Below are 17,983 nucleotides of genomic sequence, written 5' to 3'. Positions count from 1 at the left end.
CTTTCGTTTGACGCATGCCCGGACGCAGAACCGCTGCATATCCTAGAGAAGAATTCGATCGCCTGCCCGGGCCTGCCAGGTCTTCAGCTTTCCGCTTCGCCCCCTCACCAGAGCGGTGAGGCGGGAGAATGAATTGACGCTCGCATAGAGGCCAAGGAAGCGCTCCAGTATGCTCGCCATCAGGAAGACGCCGTTACCGGAGAAGTTGCTTTCCTCGAAGGTCATCGTCACGTCGACACCCCGGCAGAAGGCACTCTGGCCGAAGCTTCGCACACGTGCCGTGCCACTTTGCGAGGAGAGCGCCGTGATGCCGTCGATCAGCGCGCGCGTTTCTGCCGAATTGCGGAAATCGTAGAGAAGCAGGATCTCCTTCAACGCTTCCACGCCGCCATCCGATACGAGGGAGAGGTGGTTGAGCGTCAGATGCGAGATCAGCCGCCAGCGCCCGCCCTGTCCGTAATGCGGCCGGATGGTCGAGGTCGGTACGGTGAGAAGCCGCATGCCCTTTATCATGGGGACCGGCTCGACCATTCTCAGCTGCGGCTGTCCGCCGCCAAAGGGCAGCCGCTCCGGCCTGTTGCGGTTGAGGCAGAGCGTCTCCACCGAGAGCACGTCGTCGGCAATGCTCTTCGGATTGAACTCCGGATCGGACAGCGAGAGGAACACTTCGCTTCCCGGATTCTCCTCCTCGGCAGGTCGGCGATGGGACAGCCACCACACCGCGGACTTCTCCTCATCGCCCACCGCGCCCGCGTCGATGCCGTGACGGATGCTGTAGAACGGCAGGAGTTCCCGCGCTTCGCCGTCGGCGTTGACGGTGGCGACCGTTTCGATGCTGTAGACTTCCAGCGCGTGCAGCCGCCGGCTGTCGGGCACGACGCGATATTCGGTGACCGTCTGGTCAAGCTTGATCGGCTCGGCGGTCTGCGGAAACAGGTTGACGATCGGCGTGCAGCCGAGCCCGAAGGCTGCCGCCGTCAGGGACCGCTCGAGACCGGGGGCTGCGCGGTTGAGATAGATGAACACGTCGAGCGTTCGCCCCTTCCCGGAAAGCCGGCCGGCCTCGGGGAAGGCAAGATCGACGAACAGGAATTTTTCCGGGAAAGCGAAATATTCCGTCAGAAGCCGGTAGGCCGGATGCGAGGCCTGCGGATAGGGAAGCATGCTCTCCTCAGGGCTGAAACCGCCGGGCGAGAGTGCGGAGGCATCGAGCATCGCGGGATTGCGATCGTTGGCGCCTTCGGCAAAGGCTACCGCCACCGCATCGTTGAGAAGAAGCTCATAGAGCGGATAGACGAGTTGCGGCTGGCCGCGCAGGAAGAAGCGAAGGCGACCGGGATTGTAGCTCGCAAACGTCAGGTCATCGCCGGTCATTTCGAGCGTCAGGCGCAGGCAGCCTGCCGCATTGTGCGCCTGCGGCGTCTCCGGCGCCGTGATGGGACGACCGGTCAGTGTCGCCGAGCGAACGACGATCGGGTGCAGCGTGACATCGGAGCAGGTGCTGAAGCGGCAGCGCTCGCCATCGACCGGCTCGGTATCGAGAAGCGTGCCGACGGGCACGTGATAGGGCTCGGCGAGTTCGGTTTTCGGGTCCATCTGGAGGATGGACATGGACGGAATCGGCCGGTCGAAATGCGGATAGAGGATGCCGAGCATGGCATTGGTAAGCTCGGGGAAATCGTCATCCATCTTCTGCCGCACGCGCGCGGTGAGATAGGCGAAAGCCTCGATCAGGCGTCCGACATGCGGATCTTCGATCGCATCCTCGGAAAGCCGCAGCCGGCCTGCAATGCGCGGGTTTTCGGCGGCAAAGGCCGCCGCCGCCCGGCGAATGCTCAGAAGTTCGCGATTGTAGTGGACAAGCAGATCATCCGACATGGGCTGGTTGAACCCCTCTCCAACGCCTTGTCGATTCGAAATCAACGTATCCCGACGGTTGCGCGAACATTGGCGTACTCCTTCTTGACCTGTCAAGGAAAGACGCCTCGCTCCCTCCTGCTGCAAATCCGGCGAGAAATTGTCCCGTCATAGCGTCGGGCAGGTGAAGCGCGACAGGATATCCCGTGCGAATGGATTGCGCGTCGCCGGCGCGGTCAGCCGCATGAGAACCGCCCTGTTACCGACGCGGAACTGGTAGCTGACGACATCCGTCGGGTTCTTCTCGATTTTCCGGCCCTGATCGAAAAGCCGGAAGAGCGCCCAGGCGCCCTGCTCTGTCAGGATGTTGCGCTGGCCGGCAACCTCCGGCGTCATCGACATGGAAGCTCCCGCCACCAGGTTTTCCGGCGGCCATAGATATTGCGTGCCCGCCGGCGGGCCGTGGGTATAGCTTGCAACCTTGCCGCCGATATCAAGCAGGAAGGCGCGCGCCGTCGCATCGAGCTTGCCAACCTCGACGGTGAAATCGACATTCGGCTTTTCCTGGCCCGCGAAGAACACGGTCGCGACATCGTCGGCCTTCTCGAAGGCTGCAAGCACATCGTCCGGAAAACCGAGGCCGAACTGCTGGCCGGTCTTCCAGCGCCAGGGTTTTGTCGTCGAATCGATATAGGGCTTCAGGTAATTCTCGCGAAAACCGGCAATAGCCCCCTTCGGGCCGAAGAGCCGGGCAAAATCATCGAGCGACGTATCGTTGATGCTTTCGATATCAAAGGGATAGCGGCCGACGGTCGTCGCGGTGCAGAGCGGCAAGACCGTCGAGTTCCAGATTTCCGCCAGCCGCTCACGCGAACTGCCACCCGTCACCGCGCCGACCTGGCTGAGGATGCGGGCGAAGAACGGCTGGAGGTTCGCCGGCAGCTTGCCGTTCCGGTCGGTCAACTGGCTCAAGAGCGTTTGCGGTTCCGTACCGAGTTCCAGGACGTCACCGCCGGCCGCGACATGGTTGAGGTGCCGGTAGAGCGGTTCCAGAGCCGCCAGCATGTCGTCGACGGGTGCCTGCTGCCCCTCCGCAGCCGGCACGACAGCCGCACGAAAAGCCTTGAAATAATCGGTGACGGACTGCGGCACGTTGACGACGCGGCGCGGTGCGCGGACGGTCTTCGTGACCTGCGAAAGCTGCTGGGCAACCATGCTTTCGATTGCGCCGGCCGCGCTCGAGGTGAGGTCCTGCAGATCCACCTCCGCGGCAATGGCCGCGAGCAGTTCCCTGGCGGGCGACGGGTTGCCCGCGACGATCGCCACGGAATCGGCGAGCCGGCGCGGATCGGTTCCGCCGGCAATGCCGAGATCGGCGAGCAGGCTGTCCCACCGTCCCATGTAGTTGACCCGGTAGAGGTCGGCGAGACCATCGCGGATACGGCCCGCCTCGCGTTCGCGGTCGAGCACCGTATCGGGCTTGCCCATCACCCAGAGATCATCGGCAAGCGCCAGCGCCGCTTCGCCTGAGGCGCGCATCATCACGCCGAAACCGTCTTTCGTGTAGATGCCCTCGATGCCGTCGAAGAAGCTCGCGCCGCTGACGCGTGCCAGTGCTTCGGGTCCGGCAAGTCCCATATGGTCGACCGGCCGCCACATCGGCATAGCCTTCACGTCGGGATAGGTGACGGCGATGTCGTAGGCGAGCCGTGCAATGCTGTAGTCGGTGATTTGTGCGCGCGCCCGCTCGACCAGCACGGCATCCGCCGAAGGCGTCGGGATGGCAACCGCCGCAAGCTCCGAGAAATGCTGTGCGATGCGCTGGTCGATCGCGTCGCTCCGGTCGTAGAGCATCCAGTTTGCCGCAAAATCAGGCCCGAGCAGGGCCGCCGTCTCGCGCCCGGGGGGACGCTCTCCCGTCAGCATCAGGTAGAATTTCAGCTGGGTGAAGCGCAGTGCGGCAGGGGTCTGCGAGGCCGCCAGTCCCTGTCGCAGATATTGCCAGACAAAGGGGAAGAACAGGTTGGCGAGGGCTTTTTCATAGGCCTTGCGCGCCTCGGTCTGCACGGAGGACGGGCTGTAGAGGCCGAAGGTTGCACCGCGCGGCTCTTCCGCGGCAAGTGCGGCCAGCCGGTCGAGCACGGCAAGAACCGGCTCGAACCGTGTCGAAAGGGTGCCGCCGGGAACCGCCTCGACAATCTGCCCGCGCGCCGCCGTCGTCTGATCCGTAACATCGGCCACATAGGCGCGCCCGTCGCTGAAGCCAAGCCACCAGAAGGCAAGCGCAGCGAAGGCGGCAAGGCACAGGACCGCATTGATCGCGAGGTCCTTCATCCGGCTCGCCACTAGCGCAGGGCGCGTCAGGCCGCCGAGATCGGCCTCGGGCAGGATGACCTTGCGGAAGAGCCCGAAGAGGAAGAATGGCCGGATGCGCCGCGCGCCCGGATCCGGCAACAGCGTCATCGTCGCCGGGCTGCGGCCGAAGAGCGGCGCGAGCGATCCGGCCAGCGCATCGACATTGTCCCCGGTCTGGCGGCAGGAGGTGAAGAAGACGCCGCGCATGTTCGTCGCCGTGCCGAAGCGGTGCATGGTGGCGAGCTGCTGCACGAAGGGCTGGATACGTTCCCTCAGTAGCGCGAACTGCGCCGGGAATTCGAAGGTGCGCCGGCGCCGGAGTTCGTCGGGCTCCTCCTGAAGGCAGACGAACTGGCGTTGCATGATGCGTTCGACGAGACCGGCAAATCCCTTGTCGAGCGCTTCCGCGGGGCCACGCGCATCACCGCCGAGATCCGCCGCGATCGGTATCCCGAACGGGGCGGCTCGCTCTTCCGTCGTCAGGTCCTCGAAAATCTCCTCGAAGCCGACGACCCGGTCGAGCTTGGTGACGACGATATAGACCGGGGCATTGGCGCGCAGCCGCTGGACGGCCTCATCCAGCCTCTGGCGGATCGCCGTGGCGTAGGCGGCGGCCTCTTCTGGCAGCATCGCCAGCAGCTCGTCGACGCTGACCACGACAATGATACCATTGACCGGCTGGCGCGAGCGCAGGCTGCGGATATGCTGGAGTGCCTGTTGCCAGAGATGGCGGGCCTGCGGCTCGGCGCTGGCGATCAGCCGGCCCGCAAATTCCACCAGCACGGCCTGATCGCTGATATGAAAGCGCGCGGACGGCGCCTCCACGGCGCCTTCACTCTCGAAGGGCAATGTCAGACCGCTGGCACGCACCAGCGAACTCTTGCCGGCACCATCGGCCCCAAGCAGCATGTACCAGGGCAGAGCATAACGCGCGCTGACGAAAAGATCGCCGTGGCCGCGCCTGAGCAGGCTCATCGCCCCGCTCGCGGCCTGTCGAAAGGCGGAAACCTCAGCATCCGCAGCCGCCTGATGCCTGTCGATCTGTGCTGTCGCCTCCTCCTCCTGCTTGCGCAAGGCTGCAAGCAATGCCGCCTCCTCACTGGAGCGCTTCGTGCGCATCAGGAAGCCGATGCCGCCCCAGGCAAGGGCGAGAAGCAGAAGCAGCGCAAGGCGTGACGCAGCAGGTTCGAACGGGCGGGCGTCGCCGAAAGCGATCATCGGCCCGACGAACCAGACGAGAAGGGCGAGAAAGAGCACGGCAAGCGTCAGGATGACGCCTGGGCGGCGCAGGGTCCGCGAAAACTTCCGCAATCTCGCCCGCACGCTCACGTCAGGCTTTCCCGGTGGGCGATGCGCCGGCGTGCTGCCTCGACATAGGCCGGGCCGACGACAAGTCCGCCGGCTTGCGTGATCGCCTCAAGCGCCTGCGCCACGAACTGGCCCTGCCCGTTGCCGGCAATCGCTTCGGCGCGCTTCTCGAGCCAAGCCTTGAGCTCGGGTGACGCAGGGTCGGCAGCCTTGTCCGCGATGGTGATCAGAGTGTTGAGGGTGGCCGTGTCGTTGTTGGCATCGACGAGATCGGCCTCAAGCCAGGCCGCAATCTCAAGCGCCAGTGCATTAACCCGCAAGGCGCGTTTCGCATCATCTATGCCGTCGCGAAGCGTGGCGCGCTTGTCGAGCCAGAAGGCATAGGTCGGAACGGGCGCCTGCTCGGCGAGCATCGTGCCGACAGCATCCAGCCGTTGCAGGGCGGCGAGCATCAACGGGACATCGCTCCGCTTGGCCGGCCCGGTCACCGGCCGCGCGTCGCCGATTGCGTCCTGAACCTGCCGGCCGAGGCGGATTTCGCGGTCGAAAGCCGAAAAGAGGACGTAGCCGCCCGTCGCACAAACGACGAGGGCAAGGGCAAGCGGCAGCCAGTAGAGCACTGAACCCGACGAGCCCTGCCGATCCTTCAGGACGAGCCCAGCTTCCGGCAGGATAGCCTTCTTCACCACGCCGCTGATGAAATAGCCATGGTTCAACTCGTCGTCGACGCCGAGATCGGGCGGCAGCATGCCGCTGCGCGGCATGGCGAAGCGGCGCGACAGTTCCGGCAGGAGGGCATCGATCGACAGCATTTCCTGCCGGGCGCTCGTCATGAAGATGCCGCGCAGCAGAACGCCGCGCCAGGTACCGTTGCCCATCGGCATCATGGCATCGACGAGCGGCATGACGATGCGCTGGATGGCAGCGATCTGGGCTGCGAAACCGTGGATGTGCACGCAGCGGATCGCGTCGGACTCCTTCGACAGCATTTCGATATGGCGCCGGCGCATGGTCTCGACGACGTCGCCGAAGCCGGCATCGATCTCCGTGTGGAGCGTATCGACGGTCTTCGGTTCCTTCGTGTTGTAAGGCAGGGCAAACCCCCAGGGCTGTGCCCGATCGGCCGGCTCAATGCGCTCGAAGATCTCCTGGAAGCCGGGCACGAGATCGGTGCGAGACAACAGCACGTATGACGGCAGCGTCTGGTCGAGCATCTCGTCGGCCTGGCGGAACCAGGCGGCGATCGCCTCGGCAGTCATGCGCTGTTCGAGCTGGTCGGCAAGCACCAGATCGGCAGGGCTGATGACCAGCATGATGCCGTTGACGGGAAGCTTTGGGCGGACGGCGCGCAGAAGGCGGAACAATTCGCCGGCATCGTCCGATATCTGGGTCTCAACGAAAACCGCGTCCGGCCCGACCCACCAGGTTGCCGGCCCGATGGTCTTCGGCATGCCGAGGCGCATTTCAGCGCTTTCGAGCAGGCAGGTCTTGCCGCTTCCTGCAGGGCCGACGATCAGAAAGAACGGCACCGAGTAACGCCCGCGCAAGCCCTTCAGACCGCGATCGGCGAGAAAGGCTGCGACCTGCCGACGCAACTCGCGCAGCGCCGGCGTTTCCGGCGTCGTGCTGCGACGGAAGAAAAACCGCGAGAAGACCACCGGCACGAGCGCCCAGGCCACCACCGGCAGCAGGGCAAGCAGAAGCCCAAGATCGGGATTACCGACGAGGCGCTGCTTCGCCAGAAACCAGCTTGCAGCCGCCGCGGCCGTAAGTCCAAGAAGCCAGAGGAGCAGCAGCCATGGCCTCATGGTGCTTTTTCCGCTGGAATCTGGAACTCGACGCGTCGGTTGCGCGCCCTGTTTTCCCGGGTCGTGTTGGCGAGGATCGGATCGTTGGATCCGCGTCCTTCGAAACTGACGCGCGCCGGGTCGTCGACATGGCGTTGCAGCATCTGCGCGGCGGAACGTGCGCGGGCAATCGAGATCGCCATATTGTCGCCGAGCGGACTTCCCGCGCCGACGGGAATGTTGTCGGTATGACCGACGACTGCAATCGCACCGCTTTCCTCGTTGAGTGCGCCGCCGATCTTGGTGATCAGCGGCTCCTCGGCAAGCGACAGGTCCGTGCCGCCGGAGGGGAAGGAGGCCTTCAGCATGCGGATGACGACCAACTCGCCGACACTTGCCACCTCTATGCGGCCAGCGGCGATTTCCGGTGCCAACGCTTCCGACAGCCGCTCGATCTGCGTCTTGCGCACCGGCGGAACCGGGTCCGGAATGGAGGGGATGCCGGCCCGCTCGACGAGCAGCGGGATACCCGGGACCAGCGCGCTGATCTGGGCTGCGGTCTGCTCGATGCTGGAGCGCAGGCTGATGCTGGAGAACGCCCAGACGACGGCGAGCAGCGCGAGCAGCACGAGGGCGGCGGCCCACGGTGCCGCCATGCTGCGCGGCGCGCGGTGGGGTGCCGCCGCACTCTGCCATGTCTGCGAGAGGTTGCGCTCATAGGGTCCGCGCACCCGGCGGATAACGCGATAAAGATCCTGGCGCAGCCGCGCGAACTGCCCCTGTCCGCCGTCCATGACGCGGTACTTGCCGCTGAAGCCGATGGCGAGGCAGATCGCCATCAGTTCGAGCACGTCGATATTCTGTTCCGGCTGCTGGAGAAGCTGCTGGAGCAGGTCGTAGAAGCGTTCGCCGCCCCAGGTCTCGTTGTAGAGGATGCTGACGAGGCTCTGGCTTGCCCAGCCGGTCGTCGCCCCCCAGCGCGTGTTGAGGATGATATCGTCGATCACAGCGCACAGCGCATAACGCGACACGCGGACCAGCCGGTCCGGCGTATCCTTGGCCATGGCCGCCGTCTCGAAGTTGCGGATTTCTTCGAGGACCCGACGGCGGAATTCCGCGATATCGTCGGGCGCGGCACTCTCGTTCAACCGGCCGGCGAGCCACAGCAGCGGGGATGCAGCCCCCACCAGCGGGTTCACCGCAGCAAGGTCGAAAGCCTTTTCGATGGCAGGATCGCCCCGATGGCGAACCCGCTCTACGGGAAGCGCATCGAGCCCGAAATCAAGGTCCTCCTGCTGTCCGCCGCCCTGTCCGCTATCGGGCCGGCCCGAAAAGAAACCGCCGCTGCCGCTGGAAAAGGCGTTGCCGGACATGCTTTCCTGGCCGAAGCCGGACGATTGCCGCGACGGCAACCCGCTCAGCGGTTTGCGGATCGTGTCGTCAGCGCCCGGAAAATCAGCAAATGGATCGTTCACCCCGCCACCTCAGTCCTTCACGGCCCAAAGATCGAGTTCAAGCGCCGGGAAATCCCCGGCGACATGAATGGCGAGCCCGTTGCCGGCCGCGACCTGTTTCCAGGTTGGGCTGGAACGGTCCAGTTCGAAATAGGCCTTGCCCGTGTGATACGGAATCTGGCGCGGGGCCACCGGCAGCGCGCGCAGCATGATGCCCGGAAGCGCCGCATTGACCAGTTCGGTGATCTGCTCGGCCGCGCCGATCTTGATCTGACCGACGAGGCGACGTACCAGCGCTTCCGCCGGCATGTCGGCCTTTGCCGCCAGGATGAAGGAATATTTCGAATAGAGCGACCGGTCGGCGACTTCGGCGACGCGGATCCCGTAGCGATGCTCGATGAGCGGTATGGTGATGGCGCTGCGTTCGAGCACGGCGCTCAAGGCCTGGCGGACCGCTGTCACGACCGGCGCGAAGGTCGGCTGCAGGCGCTCGTGATCGTAGACCGGGAAAGGTCGCGGCCGGCGGCCGGCTGCGGTGAAGGTCGCAAGCTCGCCGGCAAGGCCGATCATCGCGATGAAAAGCCGTTCGGGATGGACGAAGCTCGCCGATGCCATGTGGCTGAAGACAGGCTGCCAGCGATTGATCGTCTGGAGCATCATCATGTCGGTGATTTCGGCGGCCGTGCCGACATTGGCGCCGGCAAGGCGCGACGCGATCGCCTCGCCCCGGTGATTGAGCAAGCCGACGATCTCGGTGAGCAGTCCGGACAGGATCGGCGAAACGGCGCAGTCCATCGCCGGCGGCACATAACTTTCGTCGAGCACGACGGAATTGTCGCTGCGGACTTCACTGATCCGCGCCAGACCGATGCCAGCGAGACCGCTACGGTCGCTTGTTTCCAGCGCATAGCGAAGGCGCAGTTTGCCGACATTGATGGGGGCTGCGGACATGTCGGAGCTGTTGGCATCCGCCACGTCGATTTCGGCGAGCGTATAGCGCGTGGTCAGCTCGGTCTCGGCATCCGCCACTTCGCGTCCGCCCGGTTCGGTGAGCGGCAAGGTCAGGTAGATGACGGCGTTGCGGACATTCTCGCCAAGCATTAACGGCGGCAGCCGCAGGCTCTCGCCGGGCAGCGAAAACGGCGTTCCATCGGGGAAGATACCGGACGCCCGCTCGATGGCGAACTGGCCGATCGACAGAAGTTCGCGATTGAGGCGCAGCTCGGTCAGACCCCAGCCATACGGAACGAGTGCTTTCGTGCGGGCCCTCAGCTGGCGCTCGACATGGCGAGCCTCCTGCTGGAAATGCTGGGCACGGATAAACATCCCCTCCGACCAGATCACCTTGTCATCGAACGACATCCATACCCTTCCTTTGCCGGCGGCGCAGGGTAATCCCCGCTTCGCACCGGCCTTGCCCCCGCACGCCGGACCATGTCAGTCCTGCGGCCCCATTTCGACGGACAGTGTTTTCAGGTCCACCTTCAGCTTGAACTTCTTGTCCCCCTGAAGCCCGACCATTGCCCGCCACTTTGCCTCTTCGAAGTTGCGGAACCCGACGACCACCGCAACGATCGTCGCCCCCTCGATAAGATTGGCCTTTACTCGCTGCACCTCCGCCGGCGCCAGATAGAATTCCGTCTTGCCCAGCATGGTGGGCCCAAGTGTTTCGGCATCCGCCTCCCACAACTGGCGGAAGCTGGCATTGGCAAATGCCGTCTCGCCGTTCAGCTGATAGAGCCGCATGACGACCGGTTGCGGCAAGCCGTCAGGCCCTGGATTGACGAGCGGGGACGCCACCACAATAACGTCGAGGCTGGCCGCGGCCGGCGCCGGCTTGATTTCGATTTCCGTCGGCGGCGGCTTTTTCTGACCACAACCGGAAAGCGTGAAAACGAGCAGACACAGACACAACAGGGCGAAAGAGCGCGAGACAACCGCGCGCAACCCGATCGACCACCGCCCCGCCGGAGAGTGCTCAATCATCAACCTGACTTCTCCTTGCGAAGAAGCTCAAACAAACGCCCCTCGAACCTACGCTTTTCCTCTGCGGACAAAACCAACATTGCCGTTTCAACAGCCTTCGCAAATACCGCCTCGTCCAGCCCGAGAGCCTCGGCAGCGAGATTCGTCCCAGTAGCGGTTGCTGAGGCTACTGCCTCGCCCGCCGCATTGGTACGTGCAATCGAGGCATTCCCCATGCCCCCGGAGATATCCACAGGTTTCGGCTCGCCATTCCGGCTCTCTGCCGTGGGTATCCACCAGTCCTGTAGGACAGCAACCTTGTCCCGGGCATTCTCCGCCGCCACATCCTGGACGATTCCAACCTTCACGGCTTCCGCGACCACTTCATCGAAGCCGAAGGGCCCCCCGGCAAAGGGGTCGTCAGTGGCGGGAAGCGGCACGACGTCCGGCGTCTCCGTTTCGATGGCCACAGCGATGATCGCGTCGCCAAGCGTCAGCACATCCTTGTCGACGAGCATTCTTGAGGCTTCGCGCCCGATAGGCACGCCATTGACCAGCACGCCATTGGTGGACATGTCGGTCAGCAGGAAACCGCCGCCCTGCCGCTCGATCCGGCAGTGGAGCTTGGAAACGATACGCTCAGGATCGGACAGCACCCAGTCGGCCTCGGCGGACCGCCCTATCACGACGGCCCCCGTCTCAACGGTTCTTTCCCGTATGCCGGTCGTCAGGCGCTCCGGGCCCTTGAGTACGAGTCGCAATTGCATGGTCCATCCCCGCAGACGATTTGGATTTCCTTGACGTCAGGGAATCGCAGAATCGCTGGCACGAGCAGATGTTACCCCACCGTCTTGCGAGCGACTACCAGATAAGCGGAATAATACATGCAGGATCGATCGTGCAACCGGACGTGCCACGGAACGTCGCCGACGGAATCGGTGCGCCGCAGGGCGCCTGCGGCAAGCGGCCCCTCGGAAAGCAGGAGATCGAGGATGGCCTCCGGGCTGCCGGCATGGCCGGAGCGCTGCGAATGACCGCCGAGCCAGGCTTCCACCGGGGTCACTTGCCCTGCCCAGTCGAAGGGAACGGACAGTACGGCCCGGCCGCCATCAGCGAGGACGCGGGAGATCTCGATCAGTCCGGCCCGCGGATCGCGCATGCAGTCGACGACGTTCATGCCGATCGCGAGGGCAAAAGTGCCCTGCGAGAACGGCAACGCCAGCGCATCGCAGATCCAGACGTCGCCACGTCCCTCGGCCTTATGGCGCAGGGGATAGGCGCGCCGGTCGTACACCAGGCCGATCCGCCGCAGATTGTAATCGATGTGCCCATCGACCACGGCCTGTCGACCGCAGCGCGCGAGCGGTACCGAGAGGTCGATGCCGAGCACGTCGCGGCCGAGCCTTTCGGCCGCATCCGTAACGGTACGCCCCGCCGCGCAGCCAATGTCGAGCACCGGGCCGTCCGGCAGGTCGTCACCCAGCAGGTCGAGCGCCTGCGCAAGGTTGCGCGACACCGCCGCGGGCGCGCCGCCGCCGGGAACCGCAGGATAGGCGACCGGATCCTGGTCTCCCCAGTGATCCCAGACATAGGAGGAAACGTGCTGGCGTATCGAGTCGAGGCCGCTGCCCGGCCCCGAGGCATCGCCGAGCAGGCTTTCGACAGCCGGCGTCAGGTCCGTGCGCGCCAGCAGGTAGAAAATGTTGTCCTGCACGAAGCGGCGCACGTCCGGCACGATGATCGGCATGCCGTCAACGATCGGGAATTCGGAGCCGCAGGCCTGGCAGGACAGGATACCGCTGAGGACGTCGCCCCGCACCTCGTTTTCGACGACAGTGAGAGCAAGGTCTCCGTGCTGGCCGCTCAGGCGGCAGACGGGGCAGACCGGCCGCAGTTTCTCGAAATGGGAAATCCGCACCTCAGCCGCCGATCATCACCGTCGGGCAGCCCGGCGGCAGAATCTTGCCGACGGGGCTGGGGATGGGTGCGACGCAGGCCGGATGCATCGTCATGTCGTTGATCCGTGCCGCCGGCAGATTGCCGATCAACACCGTCGAGGAGCCCTTGGCGATCATTCCCGGCCCACCGGGAACGCAGCCCGGCAGCGAGCACAGGATGGTCATGTCCGTCACCCGGGCGGCGGGCATGTTGCCGATCAGGACATTCGGCTGGCCCTTGACGATCAGCAGTGGCAGGGCTGGATGCGGCACGGCCGTCGGGACGAGGGCGGCAGGATGGATCGGCGCATGACAATGCGGCGCATCCTGCTTGACCATGTCCCCCATGCGCGCCGCGTTCATGATGCCTTCTCCGCCGTGCCGGCGAGTTGCTTTTCGAGTGTCAAAACGTTCCAGCCATTACGACGGCTGTAGGAAACCGTGTCAAGCAGCGTGCGGACGAAATGCATGCCGAGCCCGCCGATCTGTCGGGTTTCCAGGTCCGCATCGAGATCGGGAATGGGAATGGCAAGCGGATCGAAGGGGCGCCCGTCGTCCTGAACCTCGATCGTCAGTGCGCCAGAATCGATGGACAGCGACAGGAGGATCTCGTGTGCGTTGCCATCCTCGAAACCGTAGTTCACGGTGTTGGTGAGGATCTCGTCGAGCGCGACGTCGATGGCGGTGACATCCGCTTCGTCCGCGCCATGCATTTCCAGGAAGCGCCGCACCTTCTCGGCCGCGACCTGAATATCACCATGGCTATTGCCGATCGAGAATGTCGTCTCCCGGGCGAGCCGCCCGCGTGCCTTGAAAAGAAGGGCACAGGCAGCACCCGAAGAACCCCGGTCGATCTCGCCGCGCACCAATGCCCCGATCCCGTCGGGCGGCGCTGCGGTTTTCGCGGGCGTTCCGATATCGCCGGCGGAAAGCCAGGCAAGGTCGCCGGCCGCCAGCTCCGTGCGGCCGGAGCGGTCGGGTTTTCCCGAAATCGTCACGGCTGCTTTGCCGCTCGCCGCACTCGATACCGTCCCGGATACCACGTCGAGGACGAGAAGGCCGACGTCGAGGCCAGCCGTGTCGATCCGCGCCGCAAGTGTCTCTAGCGCTTCGTTTGCAGTGCGCGTCTTGGCCACGACGGCGCGAATCAATTGCTTGATGCCCGCCGCGCGCACGGCCGTATCGATGTCATCGCCCGCCACGCGCACGGCGCTGATCGCAAGCACCGAGCGCGCCGGCCAATAATGATCGTAGAAGGAAATCGCGCCGCTCGCATCGCCAGCACCGCCCTCGATCTCTGCCTCCCGCCGCACGGGAAAGCCCTGCGGCGAGAGAGATGCGCGCAGATGCGCGACCAGCCCGGCGTCTGACACGTCGCCCGCCGTCGTCACGACGGCATACCGCGGAGTTTTAAAAAACGTTCTGGCAAGTCGTATAACTTTCTGAAATCATCACCCGCATTGGATGCGCGTCCGGCACGCGCGAGAGTGATCAACAGAAAGCCCGAGGTCAATATCATCATGAACATCGCCGAGACCCGGCAGGGCAACAACCTCGTCGTTGCGCCGAGCGGAAGGATAGACAGCCAGACCTCGCCAATCTTCGACAGGCACCTCTCCGCCATCATCGAGCGGGGGGACACCCGCCTGATCATCGACCTGGCAGGACTGGAATATATCAGCAGCACGGGGCTTTCCGCCTTTCTCTCCGCCGCCAAGAAGATACGCGCGGCCGGCGGCAGCATGGCGTTGGCCGGGCTGAACAGCCGCATACGGCTTGTCTTCGAAATGAGCGGTTTCTTAAGGTTGTTTCCAATCTATGCGAATGTCGACGCGGCAGTCGCCGGGTGACGCGGGCAGGACAGTGGACTTTCGACGGCAACTCGGCGTAAGAGTTGTCATTGTTTTGCTTTATCTGAATTGATTCTAGACATCTTTTTGCGCTGCCATACGGGTTTTCCGGAATCAGCGCGGCAAAAGCTGGGGGGCTGCTTTGCTGAACGTCGATTTGCAATCGCTGGTAGGGCGCCTGAACGCTCACTGCCGTTCGTCGCTCGAGGGTGCCGTCGGGCTGACGCTGTCGAGAACCCATTACAATGTCGAGGTGGAGCACTGGCTCACCAAGCTGATCGAGGCGCCGGACAACGACGTCGCGGCGATCCTGCGGCATTTCGAGATCGACCAGAGCCGGCTTGCCGCAGACCTGACGAAGGTTCTCGATCGGCTGAAGACCGGCAATAGCCGTTCGCCCGCCCTTACACCCAACGTGGTCAAGTGGATCCGCGAAGCCTGGATCTACGGTTCGCTGCAATTCGGCGATACCTCGATCCGCAGCGGCTACCTGCTCGTCAGCCTGCTCGGCGACGACGCCCTGTCGGCGCTGGCGCGTGACGCATCCCCGCAATTTGCCCGGATCAACGCCGAAACGCTGAAGACCAACCTTTTGAAGATCGTGTCCGGCAGCAGCGAGGCCGGCTCATCGGCGAGCGGCGGCGGCAAGGCAGCATCCTCTTCCGGCGCGCCGGCCGCATCCTCTTCCTCCGGCCCGCAAAGCGGCTCGGCGCTTGACCAATACACCATCAACCTGACGGCGCGGGCACGCGAAGGCAAGATCGATCCGGTGCTCGGCCGCGACTCCGAAACGCGCCAGATCGTCGACATCCTGACCCGCCGCCGGCAGAACAACCCGATCCTGACCGGCGAGGCCGGTGTCGGCAAGACTGCGGTCGTCGAGGGCTTCGCCCTGAAGATCGCCGCGGGCGAAGTGCCGCCTGCCCTGCAGGACGTCGAATTGCTGTCCCTCGACCTCGGCCTGCTCCAGGCGGGTGCCGGCATGAAGGGCGAATTCGAAAACCGGCTGAAGAAAGTGATCGAAGAGGTCAAGGCCTCCGCAAAACCGATCATCATGTTCATCGACGAGGCGCATACGCTGATCGGCGCGGGTGGCGCTGCCGGCCAGAACGACGCCGCCAACCTCCTGAAGCCCGCGCTCGCGCGCGGCGAAATGCGCACGATCGCCGCCACGACCTGGGCGGAATACAAGAAATATTTCGAACGCGACCCCGCCCTGACGCGGCGCTTCCAGGTCGTCAAGGTCGAGGAGCCCGGCGACGAAGCAGCCATCGCCATGATGCGCGGCCTCATCCCGACGCTCGAACGCCACCACGGCGTGCGCGTCCTTGCCGAAGCCGTGGAAGATGCTGTCCGGCTGTCGCGCCGTTACATTCCGAGCCGCCAGCTTCCCGACAAGGCGGTCAGCCTGCTCGACACGGCCTGCGGGCGCGTGGCGATCGCCAGCCATGCCGTTCCTGCCGCCGTGGAGGACCGCCGGCGCCGGGTGGACATGATCGACACCGATCTCGGCGTCCTGACACGCGAAACGAAGATCGGCGCCGACCATGCTCGGCGGATGACGGACCTCAACGAAGAGCGTGTGCGCGTCTCCGAGGAACTCGCCAAGCTCGAAGACCAATGGAAGCGCGAGCAGGATCTCGTCGGCCGCATCCGCGGACTGCACGATGCCCTCACCGCGACCGTCGAGGCGACGGAATCCGCGGCAGGCGAACAAAGCCTCGAGGGTGCAACGCCCGAGGATATGAAGAAAGAGGTCGCCACTCTCACCAGCGAGCTTGAAGCCCTGCAAGGCGAGACGCCCCTGATGCGGGTGACGGTCGATGGCCAGGCGATCGCCGAGGTCGTCGGCAACTGGACGGGCATTCCGGTCGGTCGCATGGTCTCCAACGAGATCAAGACGATCCTCGCCCTCAACGACAAGCTGCGCGAACGCGTGATCGGCCAATCCCATGCGCTGGAGGCGATCGCGGAGACGATCCGCACCTCGCGTGCGAAACTTCTCGACCCGCGCAAGCCGATCGGCGTCTTCCTGATGGTCGGCACATCCGGCGTAGGCAAGACCGAGACAGCGTTGGCGCTCGCCGACCTGCTCTACGGCGGCGAGCAGAACCTCACCGTCATCAACATGTCGGAATTCAAGGAAGAGCATAAGGTCTCGATGCTCGTCGGTTCGCCGCCCGGTTATGTCGGCTATGGCGAAGGCGGCGTGCTGACGGAAGCCGTGCGCCGACGTCCCTATTCGGTCATCCTCTTCGACGAAATGGAGAAGGCGCATCCGGGTGTGCAGGACGTGTTCTACCAGGTGTTCGACAAGGGCATGCTGCGCGACGGCGAAGGGCGAGACATCGACTTCAAGAACACCGTCATCATCATGACGTCCAATGCCGGTACCGATCTCATCCACCGTCTCTATGCCGATCCGTCCAAGCGACCGGATGTCACGGAGCTTACCGAGGCAATCAGGCCGGAACTCCTGAAGACCTTCAAGCCGGCCTTCCTCGGCCGCTGCTCCGTGGTACCGTATTTCCCGCTCGCCGACGACGTGATCCGCAAGATCGTGGCGCTTCAGCTCAATCGTATCCGCAAGCGCTTCACTGAGAACTACAACGCAACGCTGAGCTGGGACGAGACGCTCGTCGAGGCGATCGCCGCCCGGTGCACCGAGGTCGAAAGCGGCGCTCGCAACATCGAATATATTCTTTCGCGTGGACTGCTGCCGAGGCTTTCGTCCCATGTTCTGTCCGTGATGGCTGAGGGCCGCCAGATTGGCGGGCTGAAGGCCGTACTCGACGAAAACGGTCAGTTCGAGTTCCACGCGCAACCTTCGGATGATACGGTCGAGCGACCGGAGCAACCGGCGGAACTCGTGGCAGCGAAATGAACGGGATACCGGGCGGCCCATGACTGCCCCGGCTAATCAATTCTACCTCAATCAGGATCAAGGGAGCTAAAGATGGCAATTTACCTGAAATATGAAGGCATTGACGGCGAAGCTACGCACGACGCCCACAAGAAGTGGATCGAAGTGTCGTCGCTGCAGTTCGGCACCGGCCGCGGCATCTCCGCGGCAATCGGCGGAAGCACCAACCGCGAGGCGAGCCAGCCGAGCATCAGCGAAGTCGTCGTCACGAAGTCGCTCGATGCTGCCTCCTCCAAGCTGTTCACCGAATCGGTCACCGGAAACGCCGGCAAGAAGGTGGAAATCCACCTCGTCAGCACCGGTAACCCGGGCAACACCTACGTCGAATACGTGCTGACGAACGGGCTCGTCTCGGGCTACAGCGTCAGCTCGGGCGGCGACCGTCCGTCGGAATCAATCTCGATCAACTTCACCAAGATCGAGTTCAAGTTCACCCCCTTCGACAACGGGAACAAGGCCGGCACGCCCGTTACCGTCAACTACGACCTGTCGCTGGCAAAGAGCGGCTGATCGGCCAAGGCTCCGAAAGCCATCGGGGCGCGGGGGG

General features: G+C 64.3%; 13 protein-coding genes. 3 read left to right on the top strand and 10 right to left on the bottom strand.

Annotated elements, in window-relative coordinates:
• Positions 1-42: 42 nt before the first annotated feature.
• The 10 genes from tssF to ACT6VE_RS08020 all read right to left on the bottom strand — a co-directional run bounded on the left by tssF (position 43) and on the right by ACT6VE_RS08020 (position 14,036).
• The gene (gene tssF / locus ACT6VE_RS08065; RefSeq protein WP_444798088.1) at positions 43-1,878 is read right to left on the bottom strand and encodes a type VI secretion system baseplate subunit TssF; all 1,836 of its coding nucleotides are present in this window, start codon (positions 1,876-1,878) and stop codon (positions 43-45) included.
• Positions 1,879-2,025: 147 nt separating this feature from the next.
• Positions 2,026-5,523, bottom strand: coding sequence for a type VI secretion system membrane subunit TssM (gene tssM, locus ACT6VE_RS08060; RefSeq protein ID WP_444798087.1), 3,498 nt, complete (start codon positions 5,521-5,523; stop codon positions 2,026-2,028).
• A gap of 14 nt (positions 5,524-5,537) precedes the next feature.
• Positions 5,538-7,328, bottom strand: coding sequence for a type VI secretion protein IcmF/TssM N-terminal domain-containing protein (locus tag ACT6VE_RS08055; protein ID WP_444798086.1), 1,791 nt, complete (start codon positions 7,326-7,328; stop codon positions 5,538-5,540).
• Positions 7,325-8,782: a type IVB secretion system protein IcmH/DotU gene (gene icmH / locus ACT6VE_RS08050; RefSeq protein WP_444798085.1), complete on the bottom strand. Its 1,458-nt coding sequence runs from the start codon at positions 8,780-8,782 to the stop codon at positions 7,325-7,327. Before icmH ends, ACT6VE_RS08055 begins: the two co-directional genes overlap by 4 nt.
• Before the next feature lie 9 nt (positions 8,783-8,791).
• Positions 8,792-10,123, bottom strand: coding sequence for a type VI secretion system baseplate subunit TssK (gene tssK / locus ACT6VE_RS08045; protein ID WP_444798084.1), 1,332 nt, complete (start codon positions 10,121-10,123; stop codon positions 8,792-8,794).
• A gap of 75 nt (positions 10,124-10,198) precedes the next feature.
• On the bottom strand, positions 10,199-10,747 hold the full coding sequence (gene tssJ / locus ACT6VE_RS08040) for a type VI secretion system lipoprotein TssJ (RefSeq protein ID WP_444798083.1): 549 nt from the start codon (positions 10,745-10,747) through the stop codon (positions 10,199-10,201).
• Positions 10,747-11,493, bottom strand: a complete 747-nt coding sequence (locus tag ACT6VE_RS08035; protein WP_444798082.1) for a type VI secretion system-associated FHA domain protein — start codon at positions 11,491-11,493, stop codon at positions 10,747-10,749. The genes tssJ and ACT6VE_RS08035 overlap by 1 nt, the downstream gene beginning before the upstream one ends.
• 71 nt (positions 11,494-11,564) lie before the next feature.
• Positions 11,565-12,644: a methyltransferase domain-containing protein gene (locus ACT6VE_RS08030; protein WP_444798081.1), complete on the bottom strand. Its 1,080-nt coding sequence runs from the start codon at positions 12,642-12,644 to the stop codon at positions 11,565-11,567.
• Between the two features lies 1 nt (position 12,645).
• The gene (locus ACT6VE_RS08025) at positions 12,646-13,026 is read right to left on the bottom strand and encodes a PAAR domain-containing protein (protein WP_444798080.1); all 381 of its coding nucleotides are present in this window, start codon (positions 13,024-13,026) and stop codon (positions 12,646-12,648) included.
• A complete protein-coding gene (locus tag ACT6VE_RS08020) occupies positions 13,023-14,036 on the bottom strand; it encodes an ATP-binding protein (protein ID WP_444798079.1) in 1,014 nt (337 codons plus the stop codon). Before ACT6VE_RS08020 ends, ACT6VE_RS08025 begins: the two co-directional genes overlap by 4 nt.
• Positions 14,037-14,150: 114 nt before the next feature.
• On the opposite strand from ACT6VE_RS08020, the gene ACT6VE_RS08015 reads away from it, so the two are divergent.
• The 3 genes from ACT6VE_RS08015 (at position 14,151) to ACT6VE_RS08005 (ending at position 17,946) form a co-directional block, all read left to right on the top strand.
• Positions 14,151-14,513, top strand: a complete 363-nt coding sequence (locus tag ACT6VE_RS08015) for an STAS domain-containing protein (protein WP_444798078.1) — start codon at positions 14,151-14,153, stop codon at positions 14,511-14,513.
• 145 nt (positions 14,514-14,658) lie between these two features.
• The gene (tssH, locus tag ACT6VE_RS08010) at positions 14,659-17,397 is read left to right on the top strand and encodes a type VI secretion system ATPase TssH (protein ID WP_444798264.1); all 2,739 of its coding nucleotides are present in this window, start codon (positions 14,659-14,661) and stop codon (positions 17,395-17,397) included.
• 72 nt (positions 17,398-17,469) lie between these two features.
• Complete coding sequence (locus ACT6VE_RS08005) at positions 17,470-17,946, top strand: Hcp family type VI secretion system effector (RefSeq protein WP_444798077.1); 477 nt, start codon at positions 17,470-17,472, stop codon at positions 17,944-17,946.
• Positions 17,947-17,983 lie beyond the last annotated feature (37 nt).

Source organism: Shinella sp., from assembly GCF_052438155.1.
Classification (GTDB): domain Bacteria; phylum Pseudomonadota; class Alphaproteobacteria; order Rhizobiales; family Rhizobiaceae; genus Shinella.
This window is presented reverse-complemented; position numbering and strand designations above follow the sequence as displayed.